General features: G+C 71.8%; 17 protein-coding genes and 1 riboswitch. Of the genes, 6 read left to right on the top strand and 11 right to left on the bottom strand.

Annotated elements, in window-relative coordinates; all coding sequences use genetic code 11:
• Nucleotides 1–159, bottom strand: a riboswitch (cyclic di-AMP (ydaO/yuaA leader).
• Between the two features lie 183 nt (nucleotides 160–342).
• Together ACZ5WG_RS28360 and ACZ5WG_RS28355 are read right to left on the bottom strand one after the other, a co-directional pair.
• A complete protein-coding gene (locus ACZ5WG_RS28360) occupies nucleotides 343–1,710 on the bottom strand; it encodes a M16 family metallopeptidase (protein WP_468726912.1) in 1,368 nt (455 codons plus the stop codon).
• A gap of 20 nt (nucleotides 1,711–1,730) precedes the next feature.
• The gene (locus ACZ5WG_RS28355) at nucleotides 1,731–3,080 is read right to left on the bottom strand and encodes a M16 family metallopeptidase (protein ID WP_468726809.1); all 1,350 of its coding nucleotides are present in this window, start codon (nucleotides 3,078–3,080) and stop codon (nucleotides 1,731–1,733) included.
• A gap of 266 nt (nucleotides 3,081–3,346) precedes the next feature.
• Here ACZ5WG_RS28355 and ACZ5WG_RS28350 point away from each other — a divergent pair, with 266 nt between their 5' ends.
• Together ACZ5WG_RS28350 and ACZ5WG_RS28345 are read left to right on the top strand one after the other, a co-directional pair.
• Complete coding sequence (locus ACZ5WG_RS28350) at nucleotides 3,347–5,803, top strand: DNA gyrase/topoisomerase IV subunit A (RefSeq protein ID WP_468726808.1); 2,457 nt, start codon at nucleotides 3,347–3,349, stop codon at nucleotides 5,801–5,803.
• Between the two features lie 101 nt (nucleotides 5,804–5,904).
• Nucleotides 5,905–7,986: a restriction endonuclease gene (locus ACZ5WG_RS28345; RefSeq protein ID WP_468726806.1), complete on the top strand. Its 2,082-nt coding sequence runs from the start codon at nucleotides 5,905–5,907 to the stop codon at nucleotides 7,984–7,986.
• A 24-nt stretch (nucleotides 7,987–8,010) separates the two neighbouring features.
• Here the strand turns inward: ACZ5WG_RS28345 and ACZ5WG_RS28340 are convergent, their stop codons facing one another.
• Together ACZ5WG_RS28340 and ACZ5WG_RS28335 are read right to left on the bottom strand one after the other, a co-directional pair.
• Nucleotides 8,011–9,177 carry a CobW family GTP-binding protein gene (locus ACZ5WG_RS28340; RefSeq protein WP_468726910.1) on the bottom strand — a complete coding sequence of 389 codons (1,167 nt, stop codon included), beginning with the start codon at nucleotides 9,175–9,177 and terminating at the stop codon, nucleotides 8,011–8,013.
• 80 nt (nucleotides 9,178–9,257) lie between these two features.
• On the bottom strand, nucleotides 9,258–10,424 hold the full coding sequence (locus ACZ5WG_RS28335) for a citrate synthase/methylcitrate synthase (protein WP_468726804.1): 1,167 nt from the start codon (nucleotides 10,422–10,424) through the stop codon (nucleotides 9,258–9,260).
• Nucleotides 10,425–10,479: 55 nt separating this feature from the next.
• Between ACZ5WG_RS28335 and ACZ5WG_RS28330 the strand changes: the two genes are divergently transcribed.
• From ACZ5WG_RS28330 to ACZ5WG_RS28320, 3 genes are all read left to right on the top strand, one after another.
• On the top strand, nucleotides 10,480–11,721 hold the full coding sequence (locus ACZ5WG_RS28330) for a citrate synthase (protein ID WP_468726802.1): 1,242 nt from the start codon (nucleotides 10,480–10,482) through the stop codon (nucleotides 11,719–11,721).
• A 175-nt stretch (nucleotides 11,722–11,896) separates the two neighbouring features.
• On the top strand, nucleotides 11,897–13,513 hold the full coding sequence (locus ACZ5WG_RS28325) for a sensor histidine kinase (RefSeq protein ID WP_468726801.1): 1,617 nt from the start codon (nucleotides 11,897–11,899) through the stop codon (nucleotides 13,511–13,513).
• Nucleotides 13,510–14,217: a DUF7342 family protein gene (locus ACZ5WG_RS28320; RefSeq protein ID WP_468726799.1), complete on the top strand. Its 708-nt coding sequence runs from the start codon at nucleotides 13,510–13,512 to the stop codon at nucleotides 14,215–14,217. Before ACZ5WG_RS28325 ends, ACZ5WG_RS28320 begins: the two co-directional genes overlap by 4 nt.
• A 19-nt stretch (nucleotides 14,218–14,236) precedes the next feature.
• Here the strand turns inward: ACZ5WG_RS28320 and ACZ5WG_RS28315 are convergent, their stop codons facing one another.
• From ACZ5WG_RS28315 to ACZ5WG_RS28305, 3 genes are all read right to left on the bottom strand, one after another.
• Nucleotides 14,237–15,829, bottom strand: coding sequence for a solute symporter family protein (locus ACZ5WG_RS28315; protein ID WP_468726798.1), 1,593 nt, complete (start codon nucleotides 15,827–15,829; stop codon nucleotides 14,237–14,239).
• Entirely contained in the window at nucleotides 15,826–16,317 is a 492-nt protein-coding gene (locus ACZ5WG_RS28310; protein WP_468726796.1) for a DUF485 domain-containing protein, read from the bottom strand. The genes ACZ5WG_RS28315 and ACZ5WG_RS28310 overlap by 4 nt, the downstream gene beginning before the upstream one ends.
• A gap of 137 nt (nucleotides 16,318–16,454) precedes the next feature.
• Complete coding sequence (locus tag ACZ5WG_RS28305; protein WP_468726795.1) at nucleotides 16,455–18,575, bottom strand: DNA gyrase/topoisomerase IV subunit B; 2,121 nt, start codon at nucleotides 18,573–18,575, stop codon at nucleotides 16,455–16,457.
• Between the two features lie 444 nt (nucleotides 18,576–19,019).
• Here ACZ5WG_RS28305 and ACZ5WG_RS28300 point away from each other — a divergent pair, with 444 nt between their 5' ends.
• A complete protein-coding gene (locus ACZ5WG_RS28300; protein ID WP_030154305.1) occupies nucleotides 19,020–19,253 on the top strand; it encodes a DUF7455 domain-containing protein in 234 nt (77 codons plus the stop codon).
• A gap of 132 nt (nucleotides 19,254–19,385) precedes the next feature.
• Here the strand turns inward: ACZ5WG_RS28300 and ACZ5WG_RS28295 are convergent, their stop codons facing one another.
• From ACZ5WG_RS28295 to ACZ5WG_RS28280, 4 genes are all read right to left on the bottom strand, one after another.
• Nucleotides 19,386–20,366: a S1 family peptidase gene (locus ACZ5WG_RS28295; protein ID WP_468726793.1), complete on the bottom strand. Its 981-nt coding sequence runs from the start codon at nucleotides 20,364–20,366 to the stop codon at nucleotides 19,386–19,388.
• A gap of 100 nt (nucleotides 20,367–20,466) precedes the next feature.
• Nucleotides 20,467–22,041, bottom strand: a complete 1,575-nt coding sequence (locus tag ACZ5WG_RS28290) for an RNA polymerase sigma factor (RefSeq protein WP_468726791.1) — start codon at nucleotides 22,039–22,041, stop codon at nucleotides 20,467–20,469.
• 517 nt (nucleotides 22,042–22,558) lie between these two features.
• The gene (locus ACZ5WG_RS28285; RefSeq protein WP_468726790.1) at nucleotides 22,559–23,500 is read right to left on the bottom strand and encodes a FadR/GntR family transcriptional regulator; all 942 of its coding nucleotides are present in this window, start codon (nucleotides 23,498–23,500) and stop codon (nucleotides 22,559–22,561) included.
• A gap of 151 nt (nucleotides 23,501–23,651) precedes the next feature.
• Nucleotides 23,652–25,457 (bottom strand): ATP-binding cassette domain-containing protein, encoded by a 1,806-nt coding sequence (locus ACZ5WG_RS28280; protein WP_468726789.1) that lies wholly within the window; start codon nucleotides 25,455–25,457, stop codon nucleotides 23,652–23,654.
• Between the last annotated feature and the right edge of the window lie 9 nt (nucleotides 25,458–25,466).

Raw genomic sequence — 25,466 nt, 5'->3', positions numbered from 1 at the left:
CTTTCCTTCCTTCTCGCCTACCGGGTTAGCTGACGGGTTCGGAGCAGGAAGGTCTCCTACGGGCCCCCTCTGACGAGGCGGTCCGATTCACCCCAGGGACACATGTGGGTCCCCGGCTCCCCAGGCTCGCGCCTGACGGGGACTCGGCGATCGCTGCCCGGTGCCGCGGATGCGGCGCGTACAACTGACGGACAGCACGCCCGACGCTAGGCGGATCATCAGTCAATCGCCAAACAGACACGCCTTTTTGTTGCGTACGCCACACCACATACAAGCAACCTCTCCGCTAAACAGACAAAAAGGGCCCCGGTGGACAAGCCACCGGAGCCCTTGGGATGTCCGTCAGTTGGTGACGACGGTGACCTCGCCGATCCCGAGCGCCCGCACCGGCGCCTCGATCTGCGAGGCGTCGCCCACCAGGACGGTGACCAGGCGGTCCACCGGGAAGGCGGCCAGGACGGCCGAAGTCGCCTCCACCGTGCCCGTTTGGGCCAGCTGCGCGTACAACCGGGCCTGGTAGTCGTCCGGGAGCTCCTGCTCGACCTGGTCGGCGAGCGTGCCTGCGACGGCTGCGGCCGTCTCGAACTTGAGCGGGGCCACGCCCACCAAGTTCTGCACCGCCACGTCCCGTTCGGCATCGGTCAGGCCGCCCTCCGCGAGGGTGCGGAGCACCTTCCAGAGGTCGTCGAGCGCCGGGCCCGTGTTGGGGGTGTCCACGGAGCCGCTGATGGCGAGCATCGAGGCGCCCTTGCCGTCGGCGGTGGAGCGCAGCACCTGGCCGAAGGCGCGCACACCGTACGTGTAGCCCTTCTCCTCGCGCAGCACCTTGTCCAGGCGCGAGGTGAGGGTGCCGCCCAGGCAGTACGTGCCGAGCACCTGGGCCGCCCACACCCGGTCGTGGCGGTCCGCCCCGATCCGGCCGATCAGCAGCTGGGTCTGGACCGCGCCGGGCCGGTCCACGATGACCACGCGGCCGGTGTCGTCGGCGGTCACCGGCGGCACCGGGAGGGCAGCGGCGGTGTTGCCCGTCCAGGTGCCCAGGGTGTCCGCCAGTACGGCGTCCAGGTCGATGCCGGTCAGGTCGCCGACGACCACCGCGGTGGCGGTGGCGGGGCGTACGTGGGTCTCGAAGAAGGCACGCACGGCCGCGGAGTCGATCCGGGCGACCGTCTCCTCGGTGCCCTGGCGCGGGCGGGACATCCGCAGCGTGGCCGGGAAGAGCTGCTTCGAGAGTTCCTTGGCGGCGCGGCGCTGCGGGTTGGCCAGCTCGTGCGGGATCTCGTCGAGGCGGTTGCGCACCAGGCGGTCCACCTCGGCGTCGGCGAAGGCGGGCGCGCGCAGCGCCTCGGCGAGGAGGCCCAGCGCCTTGGCCAGCCGGGAGGCCGGCACCTCCAGGGAGACCCGCACGCCCGGGTGGTCGGCGTGCGCGTCGAGCGTGGCGCCGCAGCGCTCCAGCTCGGCCGCGAACTCCTCGGCGGAGTGCTTGTCGGTGCCCTCGGAGAGCGCGCGGGCCATGATGGTCGCGACGCCGTCCAGGCCCTGGGGCTCGGCGTCCAGCGGGGCGGCGAGGTTGACCTCGACGGCGACGACCTGCTGGCCGGGGCGGTGGCAGCGCAGCAGGGTCAGCCCGTTGGGCAGCGAGCCCCGCTCGGGCGCCGGGAAGGCCCAGGGGCGGGCCTGGCCGGCCTGCGGCTGCGGGTGGAAGGTCATCGTGACGGCTGCGGTGTCGCTCACTGCTCCGCCCCCTCGTTCTCGTCGTTCTCGTCGGCCCCGTCGGCCTCTGCCGGGAGCGGCTCGTACACCAGCACCGCGCGGTTGTCGGGGCGCAGTCGGGCCGCGGCCACGGCCTGCACCTCCTCGGCGGTGATGTCGAGGACCCGCTGGACGGCGCTGAGCGCCAGCTGCGGGTCGCCGAACAGTACGGCGAAGCGGCAGAGTTCGTCGGCGCGGCCGGCCACCGTGCTCAGCCGGTCCAGCCACTCGCGCTCCAGCTGCGCCTGGGCGCGCTCCATCTCCTCGGCCGTCGGGCCCTCGGCGGCGAACCGCGCGAGCTCCTCGTCGACGGCCGCCTCGATGTCGGGCACCTCGACCCCGCTGGACGTCTTCACGTCCAGCCAGCCCAGCGAGGGCGCGCCGGCCAGCCGCAGCATGCCGAAGCCGGCCGCCACGGCCGTCTGGTCGCGGCGGACCAGGCGGTTGTGCAGCCGGGAGGACTCGCCGCCGCCCAGGACGGTCAGCGCCACGTCGGCGGCGTCGCATTCGCGGGTGCCGTCGTGCGGGAGCCGGTAGGCGGCCATCAGCGCGCGGGCCGGGACCTCCTCGACGATCTCCTCGCGCAGCTCCCGGCCCATGATCTCGGGCAGCGTGCCGTCGCGCGGCGGCTGCTTGCCGTCGTGCCCGGGGATGGTCCCGAAGTACTTCTCGATCCAGGCGAGCGTCTGCTCGGGGTCGATGTCGCCGACGACCGACAGCACCGCGTTGTTGGGCGCGTAGTACGTACGGAAGAAGGAGCGGGCGTCCTCCAGGGAGGCCGCGTCCAGGTCGGCCATGGAGCCGATCGGGGTGTGGTGGTACGGGTGGCCCTCGGGGTACGCCAGGGCGGTCAGCTTCTCGAAGGCCGTGCCGTACGGGACGTTGTCGTACCGCTGGCGGCGCTCGTTCTTGACGACGTCGCGCTGGTTCTCCATGGACTCGTCGTCCAGGGCCGCCAGCAGCGAGCCCATCCGGTCCGCCTCGAGCCAGAGCGCGAGCTCCAGCTGGTGGGCCGGCATGGTCTCGAAATAGTTGGTCCGCTCGAAGCTGGTCGTGCCGTTGAGCGAACCCCCGGCACCCTGGACGAGCTCGAAGTGGCCGTTGCCGGGTACGCTCGCCGAGCCCTGGAACATCAGGTGCTCGAAGAGGTGAGCCAGACCGGTTCGCCCCTTGACTTCATGGCGCGATCCGACGTCGTACCAGAGGCAGACCGCGGCGACCGGGGTCAGGTGATCCTCGGAGAGCACCACGCGCAGGCCGTTGGCCAGCCTGTGCTCGGTCGCTGTGAGGCCGCCGGAGCCGGCCTGGGCTGTGGCCGTGTGACCCATGGGCATGTGGTCCCTTCGATCGCGATGCAGAGATTTCCGTCAGACCTGCCACTGTATGCAAGCGCGTCGGGGACCGGAGAAGTTCCCGGCTCAGACTCCCCCGAGGACTCCGTCCAGGGGGTTCCCCCAGGGTCGGAGTCGGCGTTGTCGGTGCCTCGGGCCACAATGGTCCGCGACAACCCCCGTCAGCACCTGTCACACCACCCGCCAGACAACCCGCAAGACCCCCAGCACACTTTCTTTCTTGGTTAAGGAGCCGCGCAGCGATGGCCCGCCGCAGCACGAAGACCCCGCCGCCGGAGGATTTCGAGGAGAAGATCCTCGACATCGACGTCGTCGACGAAATGCAGGGCTCCTTCCTCGAGTACGCGTACTCGGTGATCTACTCCCGCGCCCTGCCCGACGCCCGCGACGGCATGAAGCCGGTGCACCGGCGCATCGTCTACCAGATGAACGAGATGGGCCTGCGCCCCGACCGCGGCTACGTGAAGTGCGCCCGCGTCGTCGGCGAGGTCATGGGCAAGCTGCACCCGCACGGTGACGCGTCGATCTACGACGCCCTCGTGCGCATGGCCCAGCCCTTCTCGATGCGGCTGCCGCTCGTCGACGGCCACGGCAACTTCGGTTCGCTCGGCAACGACGACCCGCCGGCCGCGATGCGTTACACCGAGTGCAAGATGGCGGACGCCACGTCGCTGATGACGGAGTCGATCGACGAGGACACCGTCGACTTCACCGCCAATTACGACGGCCAGGAGCAGGAGCCGGTCGCGCTGCCCGCGGCGTACCCGAACCTGCTGGTCAACGGTGCCTCCGGGATCGCGGTCGGCATGGCCACCAACATGCCCCCGCACAACCTGGGCGAGGTCATCGCGGCCGCCCGCCACCTGATCCGCTACCCGCAGGCGGACCTGGAGGCGCTGATGCGCTTCGTGCCGGGTCCGGACCTGCCCACGGGCGGCCGGATCGTGGGCCTCTCGGGGATCAAGGACGCCTACGAGAACGGTCGCGGCACGTTCAAGATCCGCGCCACGGTCGCGGTGGAGAACGTGACGGCGCGCCGCAAGGGCCTGGTCGTCACCGAACTGCCCTTCACGGTCGGCCCCGAGAAGGTCATCGCGAAGATCAAGGACCTGGTCGGCTCCAAGAAGCTCCAGGGCATCGCGGACGTCAAGGACCTCACCGACCGCTCGCACGGCCTGCGCCTGGTCATCGAGATCAAGAACGGCTTCCACCCGGAGGCCGTGCTGGAGCAGCTGTACAAGCTGACGCCGATGGAGGAGTCCTTCGGCATCAACAACGTCGCGCTGGTCGACGGCCAGCCGCTGACCCTCGGCCTGAAGGAGCTGCTCGAGGTCTACCTCGACCACCGCTTCGAGGTCGTGCGGCGGCGCAGCGAGTTCCGCCGCACCAAGCGGCGCGACCGGCTGCACCTGGTCGAGGGCCTGCTGGTGGCCCTGGTCGACATCGACGAGGTCATCCGGATCATCCGGGACAGCGACAACTCGGCGCAGGCGATGGAGCGGCTGATCGAGCGCTTCTCGCTGAGTGAGATCCAGACCCGGTACATCCTGGACACCCCGCTGCGCCGGCTCACCCGCTTCGACCGGATCGAGCTGGAGTCCGAGCGCGACCGCCTGACCGGCGAGATCGACGAGCTGACCGGGATCCTGGAGTCCGACACGGAGCTGCGCAAGCTGGTCTCCACGGAACTGGCCGCGGTCGCGAAGAAGTTCGGCACCGAGCGCCGCACGGTCCTGCTGGAGTCGGCGGGCACGGCGGTCGCCGCGGTTCCGCTGGAGGTCGCGGACGACCCGTGCCGGGTCCTGCTGTCCTCGACGGGCCTGCTGGCGCGCACCGCGAACGGCGAGCCGCTGCCGGAGGAGGAGGGCGGCGCCCGCGCGAAGCACGACCTGATCGTCTCCCAGGTCGCCGCGACCGCCCGGGCGGATGTCGGCGTGGTCACCTCGTACGGGCGCCTGCTGCGGCTGTCGGTGATCGACCTGCCGCAGCTGCCGGACACCCACGCCGCGCCGAACCTGGCGGGCGGCGCCCCCGTCGCGGAGTTCCTCTCCGGACTGGAGGCGGACGAGAAGGTGATCTGCCTGACGTCGCTGGACGAGTCCTCGCAGGGCCTGGCGCTGGGCACCGAGCAGGGCGTGGTCAAGCGGGTCGTGCCGGACTACCCGGCGAACAAGGACGAGCTGGAGGTCATCACCCTCAAGGAGGGCGACCGGATCGTCGGCGCGGTCGAACTGCGCACGGGCGAGGAGGACCTGGTCTTCCTCACCGACGACGCCCAGCTGCTGCGTTACCCGGCGGGACAGGTGCGCCCGCAGGGCCGCCCGGCGGGTGGCATGGCGGGCATCAAGCTCTCCGAGAACGCGAAGGTGATCCACTTCTCGGCGGTCGACCCGGCTCGGGACGCCGTGGTGTTCACCGTGGCGGGCTCGCACGGGACGCTGGACGACTCGATGCTGTCCGGAAAGCTCACCCCGTTCGACCAGTACCCGCGCAAGGGCCGGGCCACCGGCGGCGTGCGCTGCCAGCGGTTCCTGAAGGGCGAGGACCTGCTGGTACTGGCCTGGGCCGGCAACGCGCCGGTCCGCGCGGCCGCGGCGAACGGCACCCCGGCCGAACTGCCGCCCGTGGACCCGCGCCGCGACGGCTCGGGTGCCGCGCTGCCCGCGTCCGTCGCCGCTCTGGCGGGGGGCGCGCTGTAGGACGTACGGCGGCATTCGGGTGGTGCGACCGGGGGGACGTACCACCCGAATGCCGACTAGTGTTTTCCCGTTGGGCTTGTGGTGGGGGCGGGGGAAAACTGATGAGCCGTCAGTCGAGCGGGATGATCGGAGACTGGGCCGAGGCTCAGCGCAGGCAGCAGCGGACGCAGGTGATCCAGCAGCGCGAGGCGGAGCGCCGCCGACGGGCCTGGGATCGGGACGTGGCCCGCGGCGAGCGAGAACAGCAGGCCGCTTACCGGCAGCACCGCGAGGTCGAGGCCCGGCGACGCACGGAGGGCATAGAGGCCGAAGTCGCGGCGCTGCAGAACCTGTTGGTCACGGGCTGCCGAGCGACGGCATTCCGGATGGCGTCGCTCGTGCGGCCCGAGGAGATCGAACCGTTCAATCCGGGGCCCTTGGCACATCCCGTGGCGATACCTCGTATCGATCAGTTCCTGCAGCAGAGCAGTGGCATGGCACTGGGTTCCTACCGGCGGGCCCAGGCGGAGCGCGAGGCGCACGCCCAGTACACGCGGGCTCATCAGAAGGCGCAGGCCGCGGAGACACGGCGTCGACAGCAGCTGGCTGAACACCGGCAGCAGTACGACCGGTGGGCGACCGAGCAGCTCGCAGTCATCCGCGCGCACAACCGCGGGTTGAGCGAGCTGGCCGAGAGGCTGCGTATGGGCGAGGCGGAGGCCGTGGTGGAGTACTTCTCGGCCGCCCTGTACGCCTCTACCGCATGGCCCGAAGAGCTGCCGAGGCAGGTCTCGGCAGCGTACGACCAAGCACTCCGGCAGTTGGTGCTCGACTGGGAGCTGCCCCGCTACGGGGTGGTGCCTGCGGCCAAGTCCGTGCGGTACCTGCCGAGCACGGACCAGGACAGGGAGACCCCTCGCCCGGTCACGCAGCGACGGGCACTGTATCGGGACCTCCTGGCTCAGTGCGTGCTCCTGGTGGTGCGCGAGCTCTACGCCGCGGACGAGTTCGGCGCGCTGGACTCGGTGATCGTCAACGGCTTCGTGGACGACCACGATCCAGCGACGGGTCAGGAGGCACACATCGTCCTCGCCACGGTATCGGCGGCGCGCTCCGACTTCGAGGGGCTGCGGCTGGAGCAGGTCAACGCGGTGGACTGTCTGGTGTCGGGGTTGGGCGGGCAGCTGTCCGCGCGCCCCGACCAGCTGACGGCGGTACGCCCCGGGCGCCGGCCGGACGAGGTCGGCGGGGGCGTCGTCAGCCACGGCGGGCAGGCGGGCGACGCAGACGAGGACGAGCCGGATCTGTTCGTGATGGACCCGATCGCCTTCGAGAACCTGGTGGCGGAGCTGTTCCGGGCGATGGGCATGGAGGCGGTCACCACGCAGCGGTCGGGCGACGGCGGGGTGGACGTCGAGGCGCTGGACCCGGCGCCGATCCGGGGCGGGCGGATCGTGGTGCAGGTCAAGCGCTACCGGAACACGGTGCCGCCGACGGCCGTACGTGATCTGTACGGCACGGTCCAGGACAAGGGGGCGAACAAGGGGGTGCTGGTCACCACCGCGTCCTTCGGGCCCGGGTCGTACACCTTTGCCAACGGCAAGCCGCTGGAGTTGGTTCCCGGAGCGGACCTGGTCGAGCTGCTCCACCAGTACGGGCTGCGCGGCCGGCTCGGCGGCGGTCCGACGCAGCGCGCTCCGGAGCCCGCTGCCCCTTCGGCGGACCACAACGTGCTCGGCATGTCCTGGTCCGGCCGCGTCGCGCTCGACGTGTGCGCGCTCGTCTGCGAGGGCGGCCGGGTGCTGAGCGAGGACCACTTCGTCTTCTACAACAACCCGCGGACCCCGGACGGTTCGGTACGGGCCCGCACCCGGCCGGCCCCCGACAAGGCGGCGCTGGAGGTCTCCTTCGACGCCCTGCCCGAGCCCGCCGACCGCCTGGTCCTCGTGGCCGCGATCGACCCGGAGGCCGATCCGCACGCCGACCTCGCCGGGTTCACCGACGCCCACATCCGCCTGCTGTCCGCCGGCGGCGAGGAACTCGGCCGGCTGGACGTCTCCGACGGGCGCGCCGGCGAGACCGCCCTCGTCCTCGGCTCCTTCCGGCGCCGCTCCAACGGCGACTGGGACTTCGTGATCGGCGGCAAGGGCTACCGCGGCGGTCTGGAGGACCTGCTGGGCGAGTACGGCGTCGAGGTCGCCTGAGCAGGGCCGCCCCTGGCCGGGCCCCTACAGGTCGTCCTCTGCGGGATCGGGTGCGGTGTCGAGATCGCCGTACGGCTCGGGCTCGTACGGTTCCGGCTCGTACGGTTCCGGCTCGTCGCCCTCCTCCTGCGCGGGGCGGTCGACGTAGCGCAGGACGCCCCACATGCTCTCCGGGGGCGCGTGCTGCGGGGCCGGTTCGCGGCAGGCCTCCAGCTCGCGGAGCAGGGCGGGGCCGTCCGTACCGGCGCCGATCAGGACCAGTTGCGTCAGCCTGGCCTCGCCCCGGCCCCAGGGCTGCGGGGCGAACCGGAGGAAACGGCCGACCGCGTGGACCTCGTAGCGCTCCTCGTGACCGGGGACGCCGAAGTACGCATAGCCCTTGATCCGGTACAGCCCGGCCGGCCGCCGGTCGAGGAAGTCGACGAACCGGCGCGGGTTCATGGCCTGCTCGGACACGAACTCCGTGCTCTCGTACACCGTGTGGGCGTGCCCGGTGTGCTCCCCGTGCCCCTCGTGCTCCACGTCGTCGGCGTCGTCCGCGTCCCGGGCCTGCGCGATCAGGTCCTCGAACGACAGCTGGCCCTGGGTCTCGGTCCACGGGCGGCGGTCGAAGAGCAGCTCCGGGTCGATGCGCCCGTGGTCGGCGGCCACCACCGGCGTCCCGGGGCAGAGCGCGCCCAGCTCGCCCTCGATCCGGGCCCGCTCGGCGGTGTCGACCCGGTCGGTCTTGTTGAGGACCACCAGGTCCGCGACAGCGAGGTGGCGGTCGGTCTCCGGGTGCCCGGCCCGGGTCGCGTCGAACTCCGCCGCGTCCACGACCTGCACCATGCCGCCGTACCGGATCGCCGGGTTCTCGTTCGCCACCATCATCCGGACCATCTCCTGGGGCTCGGCGAGCCCGCTCGCCTCGATGACGATCACGTCGATCCGGTGGACCGGAGCGGAGAGCTTCTCCAGGTACGCGTCCAGCTCGCTGCCGTCGACCGCACAGCACAGGCAGCCGCCGCCGAGCGAGACCATCGAGTCGCCGACCTGGCCCGCCACGGCCATCGCGTCGATCTCGATCGAGCCGAAGTCGTTGACGACGACCCCGATCCGGGTGCCTCCCCGGTTGCCGAGGAGGTGGTTGAGCAGCGTCGTCTTGCCGGATCCGAGGAATCCGGACAGCACGACGACGGGAATCGGCTGCACGGACGGCTGCGCGGGCGGCCGGACAGGCGGCTGAGCGGACTGCTGGGCGGGCTGACTGCTGTTCACCCGGCCGATCGTAGTCAGCCGAGCACCGGAACCGGCTCCGGCGGGTTCGGGCCGACGTACCGGGCGGCCGGACGGATGATCTTCGAGTCAGCGGCCTGCTCCAGGATGTTCGCGCTCCAGCCGACCACACGGGCCGCGCAGAACGTCGGGGTGAACATCTCGCGCGGCAGCCCGCACAGCTCCATGACCACGCCTGCGTAGAACTCCACGTTGGTGTGCAGCTCCCGCCCCGGCTTGAGCTCGGCGAGGATCTCCTCGACGTGCCGCTCGACCTCGACGGCGAAGTCCACGAGCGGGCCGCCGAACTGCAGCGCGATGTCCCGCAGCATCCGCGAACGCGGGTCCTCGGTCCGGTAGACGGGATGCCCGAAGCCCATGATCCGGTCCCCGGCGAGCACCCGCTCGCGGATCCACGGGTCGATGCGGTCCGCCGTGCCGATGGCGTCCAGGGTGTCCAGGGCCCGGCTGGGAGCACCCCCGTGCAGCGGCCCGGAGAGAGCGCCGATCGCCCCGGTGAGGCAGGCCGCCACGTCCGCGCCGGTGGAGGCGATCACGCGGGCGGTGAAGGTCGAGGCGTTGAATCCGTGGTCGACGGTGGAGATCAGGTACTGCTCGACCGCCCGCGCCTTGACCGGGTCGGGCTCCTGCCCGGTGAGCATGTACAGGTAGTTCGCGGCGTACGGGAGATCCGCGCGCGGCTCGACCGGTTCCAGGCCCTGCCCCAGCCGGTGCAGCGCGGTGAGCAGGGTCGGTACGGCCGCGCAGGCGGCCAGCGCGTCGGCGGACCTGCGCCCGGGGTCGAGGTCGTACACCGGGCGGAACCCGGCGGAGGCGCCGAGCAGCGAGAGGGCGGTCCGCAGTCCGGCGAGCGGGCCGGAGAGAGCGGTGGCCCGGGCCAGGGCGGGCAGCGCATCGCGCACCGCGTCGGGCAGCCGGCGCAGCGGGGCGATCTCGGCGGCGAACGCGGACCGCTCGGCGGCGTCGGCCGGAAGGGCGCCGCGGAACATCAGGTGCCACACGTCCTCGAAGCTGCGGCTCCCCGCGAGCTCGACGGCCGAGTACTGGCGGTAGTGGTAGAAGCCTTCGCGGCCTCGGACGTCACCGAGCTCGGTCTCGGTGACCACGACTCCCGCGAGACCGCGGGGTACATCGACGGTGGTGTTCATGCATCGACCATCCATGATGGATTGAATGCTTGTCAATGTTGATTGAATCAATATATGTAGGGTGGGCGTCATGAACGACCAGGCGGAGGGCGAGCGCCGGATCAGCACCCGGCAGGCGGCGGAACTGCTGGGGGTGAAGCCCGCGACCGTGTACGCGTACGTCAGCCGCGGTCAGCTCACCAGCCGCCGTGACCCGGTCGGCCGTGGCAGCAGCTTCGACGCGCGCGAGGTGGCGGATCTGGCCCGGCGCAGCCGGCGCGAAGCGGCGGCGCCCCCCGGCGCGGAGCTCTCCGTACGCACCTCGCTCACGCTCATCGAGCCCGACCGGTACTACTTCCGGGGCGTGGACGCCGTCGAGCTGGCATCGCGGCACCGCTACGAGGAGGTCGCCGAGTGGCTCTGGACCGGGAGGCTGCCGAGCGGCGTACGGTTCACCGCTCCCCCGCAGGTGCTGGCCGCGGCCCGGCGCGCGGTGGCCGCACTGCCCGAGCACAGCGGTCCGATCGACCGGCTGCGGGTGGCCACCGCGGCCGCCGCGGTGGCGGATCCGCTGCGCTTCGACCTGTCCGCGGAGGCCGTACTGGGCTCCGCGCGCTGCCTGATCCCGACGCTGGTCGGCGCGCTGCCCGAGGTGGGCACGCCCGGCTGGCGCGGGGACGGCCGGCTGGCTCGGCAGCTGTGGACCCGGCTGACGGCGCGCGAGCCGGACCCGGAGGCGCTGGCCACGCTGGACCTGGCCCTCGCGCTGCTCATCGACCACGACCTGGCCGCCTCGACCCTGGCCGTACGGGTGGCCGCCTCGGCGCGGGCCCATCCGTACGCGGCGGTGTCGGCCGGCCTGGGCGCGCTCGAGGGGCCGCTGCACGGCGCGGCCGGACGGCTCGCGCACCGGATGCTGGTGGAGGCCCTGGAGCGGGGCGGGGCCGCGCCGGTGGTCGCGGACCATCTGCGGGCGGGAAGGCGGGTTCCCGGACTCGGACACCGGCTGTACGAGGGCGAGGACCCGCGGGCGACGGCGCTGTTCGCGCGGCTGGAGAACGTGCCGCAGGCAGGGCCCGCGCTGGCGGCCGCCCGGGAGGTCGTCGCCACGACGGCGGCCCGGCGCGGCGGCCTGCACGCCAATGTCGACCTGGCACTGGCGGTGCTGACCGTGTCCTGCGGGATGCCCGCGGAGGCCGGGGAGACGGTGTTCGCGGTGTCCCGGACGGCGGGCTGGATCGCGCACGCGCTGGAGGAGTACCAGGAGCGACCGCTCCGGATGCGCCCGAGCGGCCAGTACCAGGGGCCCCGCCCGCCACAGCCGATGCCGTGACGGGCCCGCGGCCCGCGCCCGCCGGGCACCGAGGGCCAGGCCGGTCGGCGCGACCGTAGCGGGTGGCGGCCGAGCACCACCGGTCGGCGATGACCGCGGGCAGCGGGAGATCAGCCGCAGGTGTGTACACATGGGATGTTCCACTCAGGCCGAAGGCGACCTACCGTTGCTGGTCATGCGGTTCCTCCACATGAGCGCTCGGCGCCTCGGGCTGCCCAGACGGGCCGTCTCGCAGATCCTGCTGACCCAGCTGGCCATCGCCGCCGGGGTCGCCGTGCTGGCCACCGGGCTCTTCCTGGCCCCGCTCAGCGCGCAGCTCGACGACCAGGCCATGCGGCGCGCCCTGGCCATCGCCCAGAGCGCGGCGGCCGACCCCTCACTGGCCGCCGACCTCCTCGACTCCGGGCCGACGGCCGACAGCCCCGTGCAGGCCTCGGCCGAGCGGATCCGCCGCGCCACGGGTGCCGAGTACGTCGTCGTCATGGACCTGGACGGGATCCGCCGCTCGCACCCCGGCACCGACCGGATCGGGCTGCCCGTCTCCACCGACCCGAGCGACGCCCTCGCCGGCCGCGAGGTCATGGAGATCGACGAGGGCACGCTCGGCCGCTCCGCCCGCGGCAAGGTCCCGCTCCTCGCGGCCGACGGGGAGATCGTCGGCGCCGTCTCCGTCGGTATCGCCTACGACAGCGTCCGCGACCGGCTGCTCGGCGCCATCCCGGGCCTGCTCGCCTACGCGGGCGGCGCCCTCGCGGCAGCCGCACTCGCCGCCTACCTGCTGTCCCGCCGGATCCAGCGCCAGACCCGCGACCTGGCCTTCTCCGACATCGCCGGACTGCTCGCCGAGCGCGAGGCGATGCTCCACTCCATCCGCGAGGGCGTGATCGCCCTCGACCGCGACGGCCGGGTCCGGCTCGTCAACGACGAGGCGGCCCGACTGCTGGGCCTCGCACCGGAGACGGCCGCCACCCTCGCCGGGCGCCCGCTGGACGACGTCCTGGGCAAAGGCCGCACCACCGACGTCCTCGCCGGCCGCGTCACCGGCCGCGACCTGCTCACCGTCCAGGGGCCCCGGGTACTGGTCGCCAACCGGATGCCCACCGAGGACGGCGGCGCCGTCGCCACCCTGCGCGACCGCACCGAGCTGGAACACCTCGGCCGCGAGCTCGACTCCACCAAGGGCCTCATCGACGCACTGCGCGCTCAGGACCACGAGCACGCCAACCGCCTCCACACCCTCCTCGGCCTGCTGGAGCTGGGCCTGCACGAGGAGGCGGTGGAGTTCGTCACCGAGGTCGTCGGAGTGCACCGCAGCACCGCCGAACAGGTCACCGAGAAAGTCCGCGACCCCCTGCTGGCCGCCCTTCTGGTGGGCAAGGCGACCGTCGCCGCCGAGCGCGGCGTCCCGCTGCGCCTCGCCGACACCACGTTCCTGCCCGACTGCCTCGTCGACCCCGGCGGCCTCGTCACCATCACCGGCAATCTGGTGGACAACGCCCTGGACGCAGCAGCGGGCTCCGGCGCACCCCTGGTCGAGGTCGAGCTGCGCGCCGAGGGCCGTACGGCGATCCTCCTGGTGCGGGACAGCGGGCCCGGCGTCCCGGCAGCCCGCCGCGAGGAGATCTTCACCGAGGGCTGGTCGACCAAGCAGCCCAAGGCCCACCGCGAGCGCGGGCTGGGTCTCGCACTCGTGCGCCGCCTCGCGGAGCGGCAGGGTGGCACGGTCCGGGCCGGTGAAGCAGCGGACGGAGGGGCGGAGTTCTCCGTCGTACTCCCGGAGGCCCTGCGATGAACGAGACCCCGATCCACGACATCCACGTATTGGTCGTCGACGACGACATGCGTGTTGCCCGGATCAACGCGGCGTACGTGGCGAAGGTTCCCGGCTTCCGCGTCTGCGCCCAGGCCCATTCGGCGGCCGAGGCCCTCGCGTACCTCGGCACCCACTCCGTCGACCTGATCCTTCTCGACCACTACCTCCCGGACGAGAACGGCCTGGACCTGGTCCGCCGGCTGCGCCAGCTCGGCCACCGCACCGACGTGATCATGGTCACGGCCGCCCGCGACCTGGCCACCGTCCAGTCCGCCATGCGCCTCGGCGCCCTCCAGTACCTGGTCAAGCCCTTCACCTTCGCCGGCCTGCGCACCCGGCTGGAGGCGTACGGCTCCCTGCGCCGCACCCTGGAGACCGGCGGCGAGGCCGAACAGGCCGAGGTGGACCGGATCTTCGGCGCCCTCGCCGCGGCCGGCTCCCCGAACGAACTGCCCAAGGGCCACTCCGCCACCACCGCCGAACTGGTCCGCCAGGTCCTGCGCTCCGCCGAGGGCCCGCTCTCCACCCAGCAGATCGCCGACCGCGCCGGCATCAGCCGCCAGACCGCCCAGCGCTACCTGAAGCTCCTGGAGCGCACCGCCCGGGTCACCCTGGCCCTGCGCTACGGCGAGACGGGCCGCCCCGAACACCGCTACTCCTGGCTTCCGTCCGAGGGCGCGTAACCGACGGACGGGACCGCCCTCAGACGGCCCCGGCACCGGTCAGGGACCGGACCTCCGTCTCCGCGTGCTTCGCCTCGTCCGGCTCCTCCGCCGAGGTGACCGTGCCCAGCCAGCCCGCCAGGAAGCCCAGCGGGATCGAGACCAGGCCCGGGTTCTGCAGCGGGAAGAACTGGAAGCTCACCCCCGGGAAGAGGGAATCCGGGCTGCCGGAGACCACCGGCGACAGGACGACCAGCACCACCGCCGGAATCAGGCCCCCGTACACCGACCAGACGGCGCCCCGCGTGGTGAAGGAGCGCCAGAACAGCGAGTACAGCAGCACCGGCAGATTGGCCGAAGCCGACACCGCGAAGGCCAGCCCCACCAGGAACGCCACGTTCAGGTCCTGGGCGAGCAGCCCCAGGGCGATCGCCACCGCCCCGATCCCGACGGCCGCGACCCTGGCCACCGCGACCTCGCTGCGCTGGCGCGCATGGCGCCGCTTGAGCGAGGCGTACAGGTCGTGCGCCACCGAGGCCGAGGACGCCAGCGTGATCCCGGCTACCACGGCCAGGATCGTGGCGAAGGCGATCGCCGCCACGAAGGCGAACAGCACCGCGCCCCCGGTCGAGCCGGCCCCGCCGCCCAGGAAGGCCGCGAGCAGCGGAACCGCCGTGTTCCCCGAGGCGTTGGAGGCCCGCACCGCGTCCGGACCCACCAGCGCGGCCGCCCCGAACCCGAGCACGATGGTCATCAGGTAGAACCCGCCGATCAGCGCGATCGCCCACACCACCGACCGGCGGGCCGCGCGCGCGGTCGGCACCGTGTAGAAGCGCGACAGGATGTGCGGCAGCCCGGCCGTCCCGAGGATCAGCGCGAGGCCGAGGCTCATGAAGTCGAAGCGGGCGGTCCAGTCGCCGCCGTACTTGAGCCCCGGGCTCAGGAACCGCTGCCCGTGCCCGCTGCGCTCGGCTGCGCTGGTGAGCAGCTGGTCGAAGTTCCCGTGGAAGCGCAGGAGTACGAGCACGGTGAGGGTGACGGCCCCGCCCATGAGCAGCACGGCCTTCACGATCTGGATCCAGGTGGTGGCCCGCATGCCGCCGAAGGACACGTAGACCACCATCAGCGCCCCGACCCCGATCACGGTCAGCGTCCGGGCCGCGGTGCCCGAATCGCCGAGCAGCAGGCCCACGAGGCTGCCCGCGCCGACCATCTGTGCGACCAGGTACAGCACCGAGACGGTGACGGAGGAGATGCCGGCGGCGATCCGGACGGGCCGCTCGCTCATCCGGGCCGCGACCACGTCCGCGAGGGTGAAACGCCCGCAGTTGCGGACGAGTTCGGCGACGAGGAACAACACGACGAGCCAGGCGACGAGGAAGCCCACCGAGTACAGCAGACCGTCGTAGCCGAACAGCGCGATCAGGCCGGAGATGCCGAGGAAGGAGGCTGCGGACATGTAGTCGCCGGCGATGGCGAAACCGTTCTCCAGAGGGGAGAACAGCCGCCCGCCGGCGTAGAACTCCTCGGCCGAGCCGTGCCGGTTGCGGCTGACCCAGGTGGTGATGCCCAGGGTGACCGCGATGAAGAGGCTGAACAGGATCAGCGCGAGGGTCTGGTGCTCGGTGGTCACCGGCCGGCCTCCCGGGCACGGATCCGCTCCTGGCCGCGCTCCTGCTCGAAGACCGTCCAGCGCAGGTCCAGCGCGGCCCGGTCGCGGCGCAGCCGGGCGTGCCGGGCGTACGCCCAGGTCAGCAGGAAGGTGCTGAGGAACTGGCCGAGCCCCGCCAGCAGGGCGACGTTGACCGCGCCGACGACGGGCCGGGCCATGATCCCCGGTGCCATGGTGGCCGCGACCACGTAGGCGACGTACCAGAGGAAGAATCCGGCGGTCGCGGGGATGACGAAGCCGCGGTAGCGGCTGCGGACCTCCTGGAAGGCGGCACTGCGCTGCACTTCGAGGTAGATGTCGGACGCCCCGGGCGCGGCCCGGCCGCCGGCAGCGGGACGCGGGGGCGCCGGGTCCTCGCCCTCGCCCTCCCCCCAGCCGACGGCGAGCGCGTCGTACCAGGGGTCGTCGAGCCGGATCGTTCCGGCGTCGGGACCTTCGTGCTTGTCCACCGAACTCTCCTTGTCCGCTGCCGCATTGGCTGCGTCCCACAAGGATGTGCGGTATGGACGATTTCCGGACTGGTGTCCCGGTGCTCTTCACTCCAACAGGTGATGGAGCGAAGAACACCGGTGCGCCGGTGCGCCCGTCAGGCGTCGATGCGCGAGCGGTCCAGGGTCGCCGCGGAGCTCGTGATGAACTCCTTGCGCGGCGCGACCTCGTTGCCCATGAGCAGGTCGAAGACCTGCTCGGCCGAGTCCAGGTCGCCGATGTTGATCCGGCGCAGCGTACGGAAGCGGGGGTCCATGGTGGTCTCCGCCAGCTGGTCCGCGTCCATCTCGCCCAGACCCTTGTAGCGCTGGATCGAATCCTTGTACCGGACGTTCTTGCGCTGGAATTCGAGCAGCGTCTGGCGCAGCTCGTTGTCCGAATACGTGTACACGTACTTGTCCTGGCCCTTCTTGGGCTGGACGAGTTCGATCCGGTGGAGCGGAGGCACCGCGGCGAACACCCGGCCCGACTCGACCATCGGCCGCATGTACCGCTGGAAGAGCGTCAGCAGCAGGCAGCGGATGTGCGCGCCGTCCACGTCGGCGTCGACGAGCAGGACGATCTTCCCGTAACGCGCGGCGTCGATGTCGAAGGTACGGCCCGAGCCGGCTCCTATGACCTGGATGATCGCTCCGCACTCAGCGTTCTTGAGCATGTCCGAGACCGACGACTTCTGGACGTTCAGGATCTTGCCGCGGATGGGCAGCAGTGCCTGGAACTCCGAGTTCCGCGCGAGCTTGGCGGTGCCGAGGGCGGAGTCTCCCTCGACGATGAAGAGCTCGCTGCGCTCCACGTCGTCGCTGCGGCAGTCGGCCAGCTTCGCGGGCAGCGAGGAGGTCTCCAGAGCCGTCTTGCGGCGCTGCGCCTCCTTGTGCTGGCGGGCGGCGATCCGGGTCCGGGCGGCCGCGACGATCTTCTCCATCACGGCGCGGGCCTGCTGCTTGTCGTCGCGCTTCGTGCTGGTCAGGAAGGCCTTGAGCTCCTTGGCGACCACGGCCGCGACGATCCGGGCGGCCGCCGAGGTGCCGAGCACCTCCTTGGTCTGGCCCTCGAACTGCGGCTCGGCCAGCCGGACGGTGACGACCGCCGTCATTCCCTCCATCGCGTCGTCCTTGACCACGTCGTCCTCGGCGACGCGGAGCAGCTTCGCCGAGCGCAGCACCTCGTTCACGGTCTTGGCGACCGAGCGCTCGAAGCCGGTGATGTGGGTGCCGCCCTTGGGCGTGGCGATGATGTTGACGAAGGACTTGACCTGCGTCTCGTACCCGGTGCCCCATCGCAGGGCGATGTCCACGCCGAGCTCGCGGGTGACCTCGGTGGGGGTCATGTGGCCGCGCTCGTCGAGGACGGGGACGGTCTCCTTGAAGGTGCCCTGGCCGGTCAGGCGCAGCACGTCGCAGACGGCCTTGTCCTGCGCGAGGTAGTCGCAGAACTCGCTGATGCCCCCGTCGAAGCGGAAGGTCTCCTCCGTCTTGCCGGCCCCGTCTATGGCGCGCTCGTCGCGGACGACGATGGTCAGGCCGGGGACGAGGAAGGCGGTCTGGCGGGCGCGCTGGTAGAGCGTCTCCAGCGAGAGCCGGGCGTCCTTGAGGAAGATCTGCCGGTCGGCCCAGTAGCGGACCCGGGTGCCGGTCTTGCCCTTGGCGACCCGCTTGACCTTGCGCAGGCCGTTGGCCGGGTCGAACGGGCTGTCGGGGCCCTGCTCGGTGAACATGCCCGGGACGCCGCGGCGGAAGCTGATCGCGTGGGTGGAGCTGTTGCGGTCCACCTCGACGTCCAGCCGGGCGGAGAGGGCGTTGACCACGGAGGCGCCGACGCCGTGCAGGCCGCCGGAGGCCGCGTACGAGCCGCCGCCGAACTTGCCGCCGGCGTGCAGCTTGGTCATGACGACCTCGACGCCGGACAGCCCGGTCTTGGGCTCGACGTCGACGGGGATGCCGCGGCCGTTGTCGCGGACCTCGACCGAGGCGTCCTCATGGAGGATCACCTCGATGTGGTCGCAGTAGCCGCCCAGGGACTCGTCGACGGCGTTGTCGATGATCTCCCAGAGGCAGTGCATGAGGCCTCGGGAGTCGGTGGAACCGATATACATGCCGGGGCGCTTGCGGACGGCCTCGAGGCCTTCGAGGACGAGCAGGTGCCGCGCGGTGTAGTTGGAGCCGTCCCGGTCTGCTCCGGACAGCAGCGCGCTGGAAGGCACGGACGTGTCGGCGGTCACGCAGTTCGCTCCTCGCTGAATTTCTTTTTCTGGCCCGTCGGGCTCAGGGTGGCTCGGTTGCCGCTCGAAGGGTACCGAGGCCTGGTAGAGCCGATGCAACGCCACCCTCGTGCTTCATCAGCCTAGTGCAGGACCGCACGGGTGTTCGATCCCCCGGGGGAGTGAAGCAAACATCACGTTCCCTTCCAGGCATGAACCATTTAGGGTTCGGGCACGTCCTCATGAACAACCGGCACTCACGCCGGGGAGGACGGAACTGCTACAAACGAACGACTGACAACGCGAAACCGTAAAGCAACGCAATACGGCTCCTTCGCCGCCAACCGGCAGCAGCCGGCCAGCTTCGGAAGGAAGTTTCGAGGAAAAGCCGCGAGCGGGAACGTTTTCGGCCTGGTTGGATGTTGACCCTGGTACGACAGCTCGTCGAGCTAGAGAAGAGGCGACGTGACTACTGTTCTGACACCCGCGACCCCGCTGACGGCCGCTGACCGATGCGACCGTTGCGGCGCCCAGGCATATCTGCGCGTCGTCCTGCTGAGCGGCGGTGAACTGCTGTTCTGCGCCCACCACGGGCGTAAGTTCGAGCCGGAACTCAAGAAGATCGCCGCGGATATACAGGATGAGACCGAGCGGCTCACGTCCGCTCCGACGGCCAATGCCGACACCGAGGACCGCTGACACAGGCCTATACCTCGCATCCGACGAGCCAGGACCGGCCAGGCCGGTCGACGGGCGGCACCTCTGAGACCCAGAGGTACCGCCCGTCCTCACGTCCGGAGCCTTCCCGGGGCCCACGGTTTGCGGGCTCGGCTACCGGCTCGCGCGCCGGTGCCGGGTCCCGGGTGCTCCCGGGGCTCCCTGCGGTTCCCCGGCCATATGCCCCCGTACGGGCCGTGCAGCGGGTCCGGAGCCCCTTTGGGCACCCCACGCGACGTCCTGGCCGACGCTTTGCCGCGCGGCCGTCTCGGGGGCTGTCACGAACCCGGTGAGCGGCGCGATCTTCGTGTACACCCCCGGACTGTCGGGGCGTCCGCAGCCCCGCCCCCAGGACACCAGCCCGATGAGCCGGCCCTGGGCGACCAGCGGCCCGCCGCTGTCCCCCTGGCAGGCGTCCCTCCCGCCGTCGCGGTGCCCCGCGCACACCATGGACTCCGGCCGGTACTGTCCGTCCGCGTCCCCCGGGTAGGCACGTCTGCAGACCTCGTCCGCCAGGACCGTCACCCGCGCAGCGCGCAGTGCGTACGCGTAGTCACCGAATCCGCTCGTGTCGCCCCAGCCGTACACGGCCGCTTCGCCGCCCGGCGCGTAGCCGGGATGCCCGTCGTCGGCCATGGGGAGCACGTAGTGCGCGGGTACGGCCTCGTCGAGCTCCAGCACGGCCAGGTCGCCGGCGTTGCTCCGCGTGTCGTAGCCCGGGTTCACCCAGGCCGAGCGGACCGCGATCTCCCGGCCCTCGGCCGCCCGCAGCTGCGTACGCCCGGTGATCACCCGGAAGTCGGGGACGGACTCGATCGGGCCGCCCAGCACCTGGCGGCCCAGGCAGTGGGCCGCGGTCAGCACCTTCGTCGGGCCCACGATGACTCCCCCACAGAACTGGCCGCCCCGCGTACCCCCGAACCGGTCACGGCTGGCGAGGGCCACCACCCACGGGCTGTCGGCCGCCTTCACCGGCTTCCCGCCGATCACCACACTGTCCGCAGCCGCGTGCGGTGCCTGGGCCAGCGGCGCCGCGGCCGCTCCCGCCACCAGGGCCAGCGCGCCCGCCAGAGCACGGGAAAAGGGACGACGCATGAGGCCTCCTGACTCTGAGTGTGCATGACTCCACCCAGAGTGGGACGCCCGGTGGCCGAGCGCACCCGCGCGCGGCCACCTCGTACGGTCCCCGGCCCGGTCAGTCCAGGTAGTCGCGCAGGACCTGGGAGCGGGACGGGTGGCGCAGCTTCGACATGGTCTTGGACTCGATCTGGCGGATGCGCTCGCGCGTGACTCCGTAGACCTTGCCGATCTCGTCGAGGGTCTTCGGCTGTCCGTCGGTGAGGCCGAAGCGCATCGAGACCACGCCGGCCTCGCGCTCGCTCAGCGTGTCGAGCACCGAGTGCAGCTGCTCCTGCAGCAGCGTGAAGCTCACGGCGTCCGCGGGGACGACCGCCTCGGAGTCCTCGATGAGGTCGCCGAACTCGCTGTCGCCGTCCTCGCCGAGCGGTGTGTGCAGGGAGATCGGCTCGCGGCCGTACTTCTGGACCTCGATGACCTTCTCGGGGGTCATGTCGAGTTCCTTGGCCAGTTCCTCCGGGGTGGGCTCACGGCCCAGATCCTGGAGCATCTGGCGCTGCACGCGGGCGAGCTTGTTGATGACCTCGACCATGTGCACCGGGATGCGGATGGTGCGGGCCTGGTCGGCCATGGCGCGCGTGATCGCCTGGCGGATCCACCAGGTCGCGTACGTGGAGAACTTGTAGCCCTTGGTGTAGTCGAACTTCTCGACCGCACGGATCAGACCGAGGTTGCCCTCCTGGATCAGGTCCAGGAAGAGCATGCCGCGGCCGGTGTAGCGCTTGGCCAGGGAGACCACGAGGCGGAGGTTGGCCTCCAGCAGGTGGTTCTTCGCGCGGCGGCCGTCCTCGGCGATGATCTCCAGCTCGCGCTTGAGCTTGGGTGCCAGCTTGTCGGAGTTGGCCAGCTTGTCCTCGGCGAACAGGCCCGCCTCGATCCGCTTGGCGAGCTCGACCTCCTGCTCGGCGTTGAGGAGGGGGACCTTGCCGATCTGCTTGAGGTAGTCCTTGACCGGGTCTGCGGTGGCGCCGGCCACGGCGACCTGCTGGGCGGGGGCGTCGTCCTCGTCGTCGGAGATGACGAAGCCCTTGCTCTCGCCGCCGTCCTCTTCCTCCTCGGCCTCCGCCTTGACCGCGCCGGGGCCCTCCTCGCCGGGCTCCTCCTCGCCGGCCTCGTCGGCGTCCTTCTTGGAGGCGGTCTTCTTCGCCGCCGTCTTCTTGGCAGCGGTCTTCTTGGCGGGCGCGGCCTTCTTGGCCGCCGTCTTCTTCGCCGCCGTCTTCTTCGCGGCGGGCTCGGTTCCGGGCTCCTCCGCGAGAGCGTCCACGGGCTCCGGGTCCACCGTCTCGGCCGCCGGTGCCGCGGCGGCGACGGTCCGCGCAGCCGTCGTCTTCGCCGCGACGGTCTTGGTGGCCGTCCGCTTGGCCGGGGTCTTCGCTGCGACGCTCTTGCGGGTGGTGCGCTTGGGCGACTCCGCGGCACTGACCATCAGCGTCACACCCTCTTCCTCGAGGATCTGGTTGAGGCTGCGCAGAACATTCTTCCACTGGGTCGCAGGAATCTGGTCAGCCTCGAAGGCCCGACGCACGTCATCGCCGGCGATCTGCCCCTCGGCCTTGCCCCGCTCGATGAGCGCCATCACAGACTCGGAATCGGCGATCTCCGGCGGGAGCGTACGGGATGTGCTGGCCGACACGAACAACCTCTCGGAACGATGGAAACGGCTTCCGACCCCGGCCGGGTGGTGCTGGACCGGAGCCGACGACCACCGACTGGGAATGGGCCGGGGGCGCGGGCAGGGGCCGGGGAGCTGCACAGCACCCGCAAGGGCTGCTGTCTTCCCTCCGTCGGCCATCACCTCTCTAGGTCATCGCTTGACCTCGCGGAGTGTTACGCCCAATTCTTGGTGGCCCGAGTCACACCCCGATTGCCACGATCCCGGTCATACGGTCGTACACGCGGGCCGGACGCGGCCGGATGCCGTCGTGCGAGGTCGCAGACGGTGGTGCGCGGTCGGTCCCCGCCGGGGCCCCGTGTCCGCCGGCCCGATGTCGAAGGCCTGCGCACGCCGGTGTCGCCGGGCGGTCTCCCCCGGCCTCCGCCGGGAGGTACCCCTACCGGACCGTGTCCCGGGTACCTCCAGGGCGTCGGCGCCACCGCCCACGCCCCCGGCGGCCCGTGCGAGCACTCCGGCGCCGCCGCCCGTCCGCCCGTCAGTGCTCGCGCGGGGCGGGGACCACGCGCTCGACCTCCGGATGCACCATCAGGAGCTGGCGCATGGCGTTCTCGGCACCCGTCGCGTCCCCGGCGGCGAGGGCCTCGACGATCCGCGCGTGGTGCGCGACGCACGCCTCGCTGGGGCGGTCGCAGGCGGTGACGGGGCTTCCCGAGACCTGGAGTGCGGAGGAGACGATGCCGGAGAGGTGCTCCAGCATGCGGTTGCCCGCGATCTGGATGAGGAGCGCGTGGAACTCGTTGTCGGCGCGTGCGAAGGTGATCGCGTCGCCCTGGCCGAGGGCGTGGCCCATGATCTCGACCATGTCGGCGAGGCGCTGCTGGATGTCCGGGCGGCCGTGGCCGGCGGCGAGGCGGGCGGCGAGCGGCTCGATGGTCCAGCGGAGCTCGTTGAGCTCGCGGCGCTGGTCGTCGCGCTGGGGGCCGAAGGCGCGCCACTCGATGATGTCGGGGTCGAGCAGGTTCCAGTCGGCGACGGGCCGGACGCGGGTGCCGACGTTGGGGCGGGCGCTGACGAGACCCTTGGCCTCCAGCACGCGCAGCGATTCGCGGACCACCGTGCGGGAGACCTCGAAGCGCTGGCCGATCTCCTCGGGGACCAGCGGGCGGTCTGCGCCGAGGTCGCCGGAGACGATCATCTGGCCGAGCTGCTGGACGAGTTGGCCGTGCAGTCCGCGGCCGCGGCTGCCTGCCGCGCGGCGGCCGACCCGGCTCAACTCGACGTCGGCGCCGTCCCAGTGGGGCGCTGCGACGCGGTCGGTCCCGGAGGCTTCCGCGTAGGGGTAGCGGTCGAGTTCGCCCGGGCCGGCGAGGCCGGAGTCGGCATGGCGGGCGGCGGTCATCATGGTGTGCGCAAGGGTACTCACGAATCCTTTGTCGGCCTTGCCTCGATGACCCTTGAGGTCTTTGGTGAAAAGCACACGAAAGGGTGATCGGTGCCACCTACGCAATTGACGACTTATCGTAAAGAACCGGGCCCTTTGGGGTGAGTTGTGGTCCGGTTCGCGTGATGTGGACCGGATCGGTCCCGTCGAGACATTCTCCGGCACCGGAACGATCACGAACGGTCCCTTACCAACGGACGCGGCTGCGCAGTCCTGTGAACCCATAGGCGCACAACAGGACCATCAGCGACAACACCAGTGCTGTGCCGACGGGTTGGGCCATCACCCGCAAGGCCCCCAGGACCAGGCGGTCCGCCTCCGGGGGCCATTGCGCCCAGGCCAGTCCGCGCAGCCGGGCCGCGAGTCCGCTCGCCGGGTAGGCGGACGGACCGTCCAGCGCCTTGCGGACGAGCGGAACGACCATGACCGGGACGGCGAGCACGGCGGCCAGGCCCGCGGTGGCCGACCGGAAGACGCCGGAGGCGAGCACGCCGGCCCAGGCGCAGCCGATGAGCAGTCCGGCCCAACTCGCGGCCGGGGAGACCCATTCCGCGGGGGTGCGCAGCGGGCCGCGGTCGAAGACGAGCTTCAGGGCGGCGGCGTCGGCGGTGACGGCGAGTGCACCGAACACCAGGGCGAGGCCCGCACAGACAGCCAGTTTGGCGGCGAGCAGGCCCATCCGGCGTGGCACGGTGCCGCGGTCCGCGGCGAGCGCGGGGTAGCGGTACTCCTCACCGAAGGCCAGGGCTCCGAGCAGCCCTGCGCCGAGGGCTGCGGGGGGCAGGGGCAGCAGCTCCGGCCAGGCGGCGAGCAGCCGGTTCTGCGGGGTGCCGCCGGCCCGGGCCAGTACGAGGGCGGTGACGGCGGAGACGGCGACGACGACGGCCGCGGTGAGGACGGGCATGGCGGTACCGAAGACCCGGCGCAGCTCGTAGCGCAGCGGCCGCAGCGGCCCGCCGACCCGGCGCACCGCCGAGGCGGGGGCCCCGCCTCGGGCAGCCGACCGGCTGCCGCCTTGGGCGGGCAGGGGCCCGGCTCCGGCCGGGGCGGCAGTACCCGCCGGGTCCGAGCCGGGCTCGGTGCGCGCCTGCGGCACCGGCGGTACGGACGGGCAGGGTGCGCCGGTGTCCCCGGTCTCGTCGGCGAGCTGGTGGACCAGCACGCCGTGCCGGAACGCCGCTTCGCCGACCTCCGCGCAGCTGCTGCCGTACACCGACAAGCGGCTGCCGGACTCCTCGACGATCTCCACGGCACGCTGGGCGTCCCGGGCCTCCCGGCCGAGTACGTCGGCCAGCCGGGCGGCGTGCGGGCTGCGCACGGCGACCCGCGGCCGGAGCCGGGTACGGGCGAACTCGGCCGCGTCCTGGTCGGCGACGAGCCGGCCCGCCTCGATGCTCACGACCCGGTCCGCGCTGCGGGCGGCCTCCTTCGCGTCGTCGGTGGTGAAGAGCACCGCGCCGCCGAGGGAGGCGTGGCCGCGCAGCAGCCCGTGCAGCCAGCCGTGTTCGCGCGGCGAGAGTCCGGCGGCGGGCTCGTCGAGGAGCAGCGTGCACGGATCGGCGAGCAGCGCCGCGGCCAGCGCCACCCGGCGGTCCATGCCGAGCGAGAGCGAGCCGAGTCGCTGGTCGCGCAGGCCCGCGATACCGACCACCTCGAGCATGGTGTCGGCCCGGGAGGCCGGCACCCCGGCGGCGGCACACAGCATCCGCAGCTGACCCCGGACGGTGCGCGCCGGGTTGCCGGGGACGTCGCCGAGCAGCACGCCGACCTCACGGCCGGGATGCGGGATCCGGTGCAGCGGACGACCGCGGAAGTAGGTGACGCCGCGTCCCGGTTCGAGTTCGAGCATGAGCCGCAGTGCGGTGGTCTTGCCCGATCCCGGTTCGCCGAGGAGGGCGGTCACGGTCCCCGGGCGGGCCTCGAAGGTGAGGTCGTCCACGAGGGGCGGGAGGTCTCGACGGGGTGTGCTGGTGAGTCCGATGGCCTGGAGCATCGCTTCTCT

The organism is Streptomyces sp. NPDC032745 (assembly GCF_055579465.1).
The sequence above is the reverse complement of the archived record's forward strand: the minus strand, read 5'-3'. Positions and strand labels throughout refer to the sequence as shown.

Coding starts and splice junctions, on each gene's coding strand:
- ACZ5WG_RS28360 (WP_468726912.1), bottom strand. CDS start 1,710: ATGACCTTCCACCCGCAGCCGCAGGCCGGCCAGGCCCGCCCCTGGGCC.
- ACZ5WG_RS28355 (WP_468726809.1), bottom strand. CDS start 3,080: ATGGGTCACACGGCCACAGCCCAGGCCGGCTCCGGCGGCCTCACAGCG.
- ACZ5WG_RS28350 (WP_468726808.1), top strand. CDS start 3,347: ATGGCCCGCCGCAGCACGAAGACCCCGCCGCCGGAGGATTTCGAGGAG.
- ACZ5WG_RS28345 (WP_468726806.1), top strand. CDS start 5,905: ATGAGCCGTCAGTCGAGCGGGATGATCGGAGACTGGGCCGAGGCTCAG.
- ACZ5WG_RS28335 (WP_468726804.1), bottom strand. CDS start 10,424: ATGGATGGTCGATGCATGAACACCACCGTCGATGTACCCCGCGGTCTC.
- ACZ5WG_RS28330 (WP_468726802.1), top strand. CDS start 10,480: ATGAACGACCAGGCGGAGGGCGAGCGCCGGATCAGCACCCGGCAGGCG.
- ACZ5WG_RS28325 (WP_468726801.1), top strand. CDS start 11,897: ATGCGGTTCCTCCACATGAGCGCTCGGCGCCTCGGGCTGCCCAGACGG.
- ACZ5WG_RS28320 (WP_468726799.1), top strand. CDS start 13,510: ATGAACGAGACCCCGATCCACGACATCCACGTATTGGTCGTCGACGAC.
- ACZ5WG_RS28295 (WP_468726793.1), bottom strand. CDS start 20,366: ATGCGTCGTCCCTTTTCCCGTGCTCTGGCGGGCGCGCTGGCCCTGGTG.
- ACZ5WG_RS28280 (WP_468726789.1), bottom strand. CDS start 25,457: ATGCTCCAGGCCATCGGACTCACCAGCACACCCCGTCGAGACCTCCCG.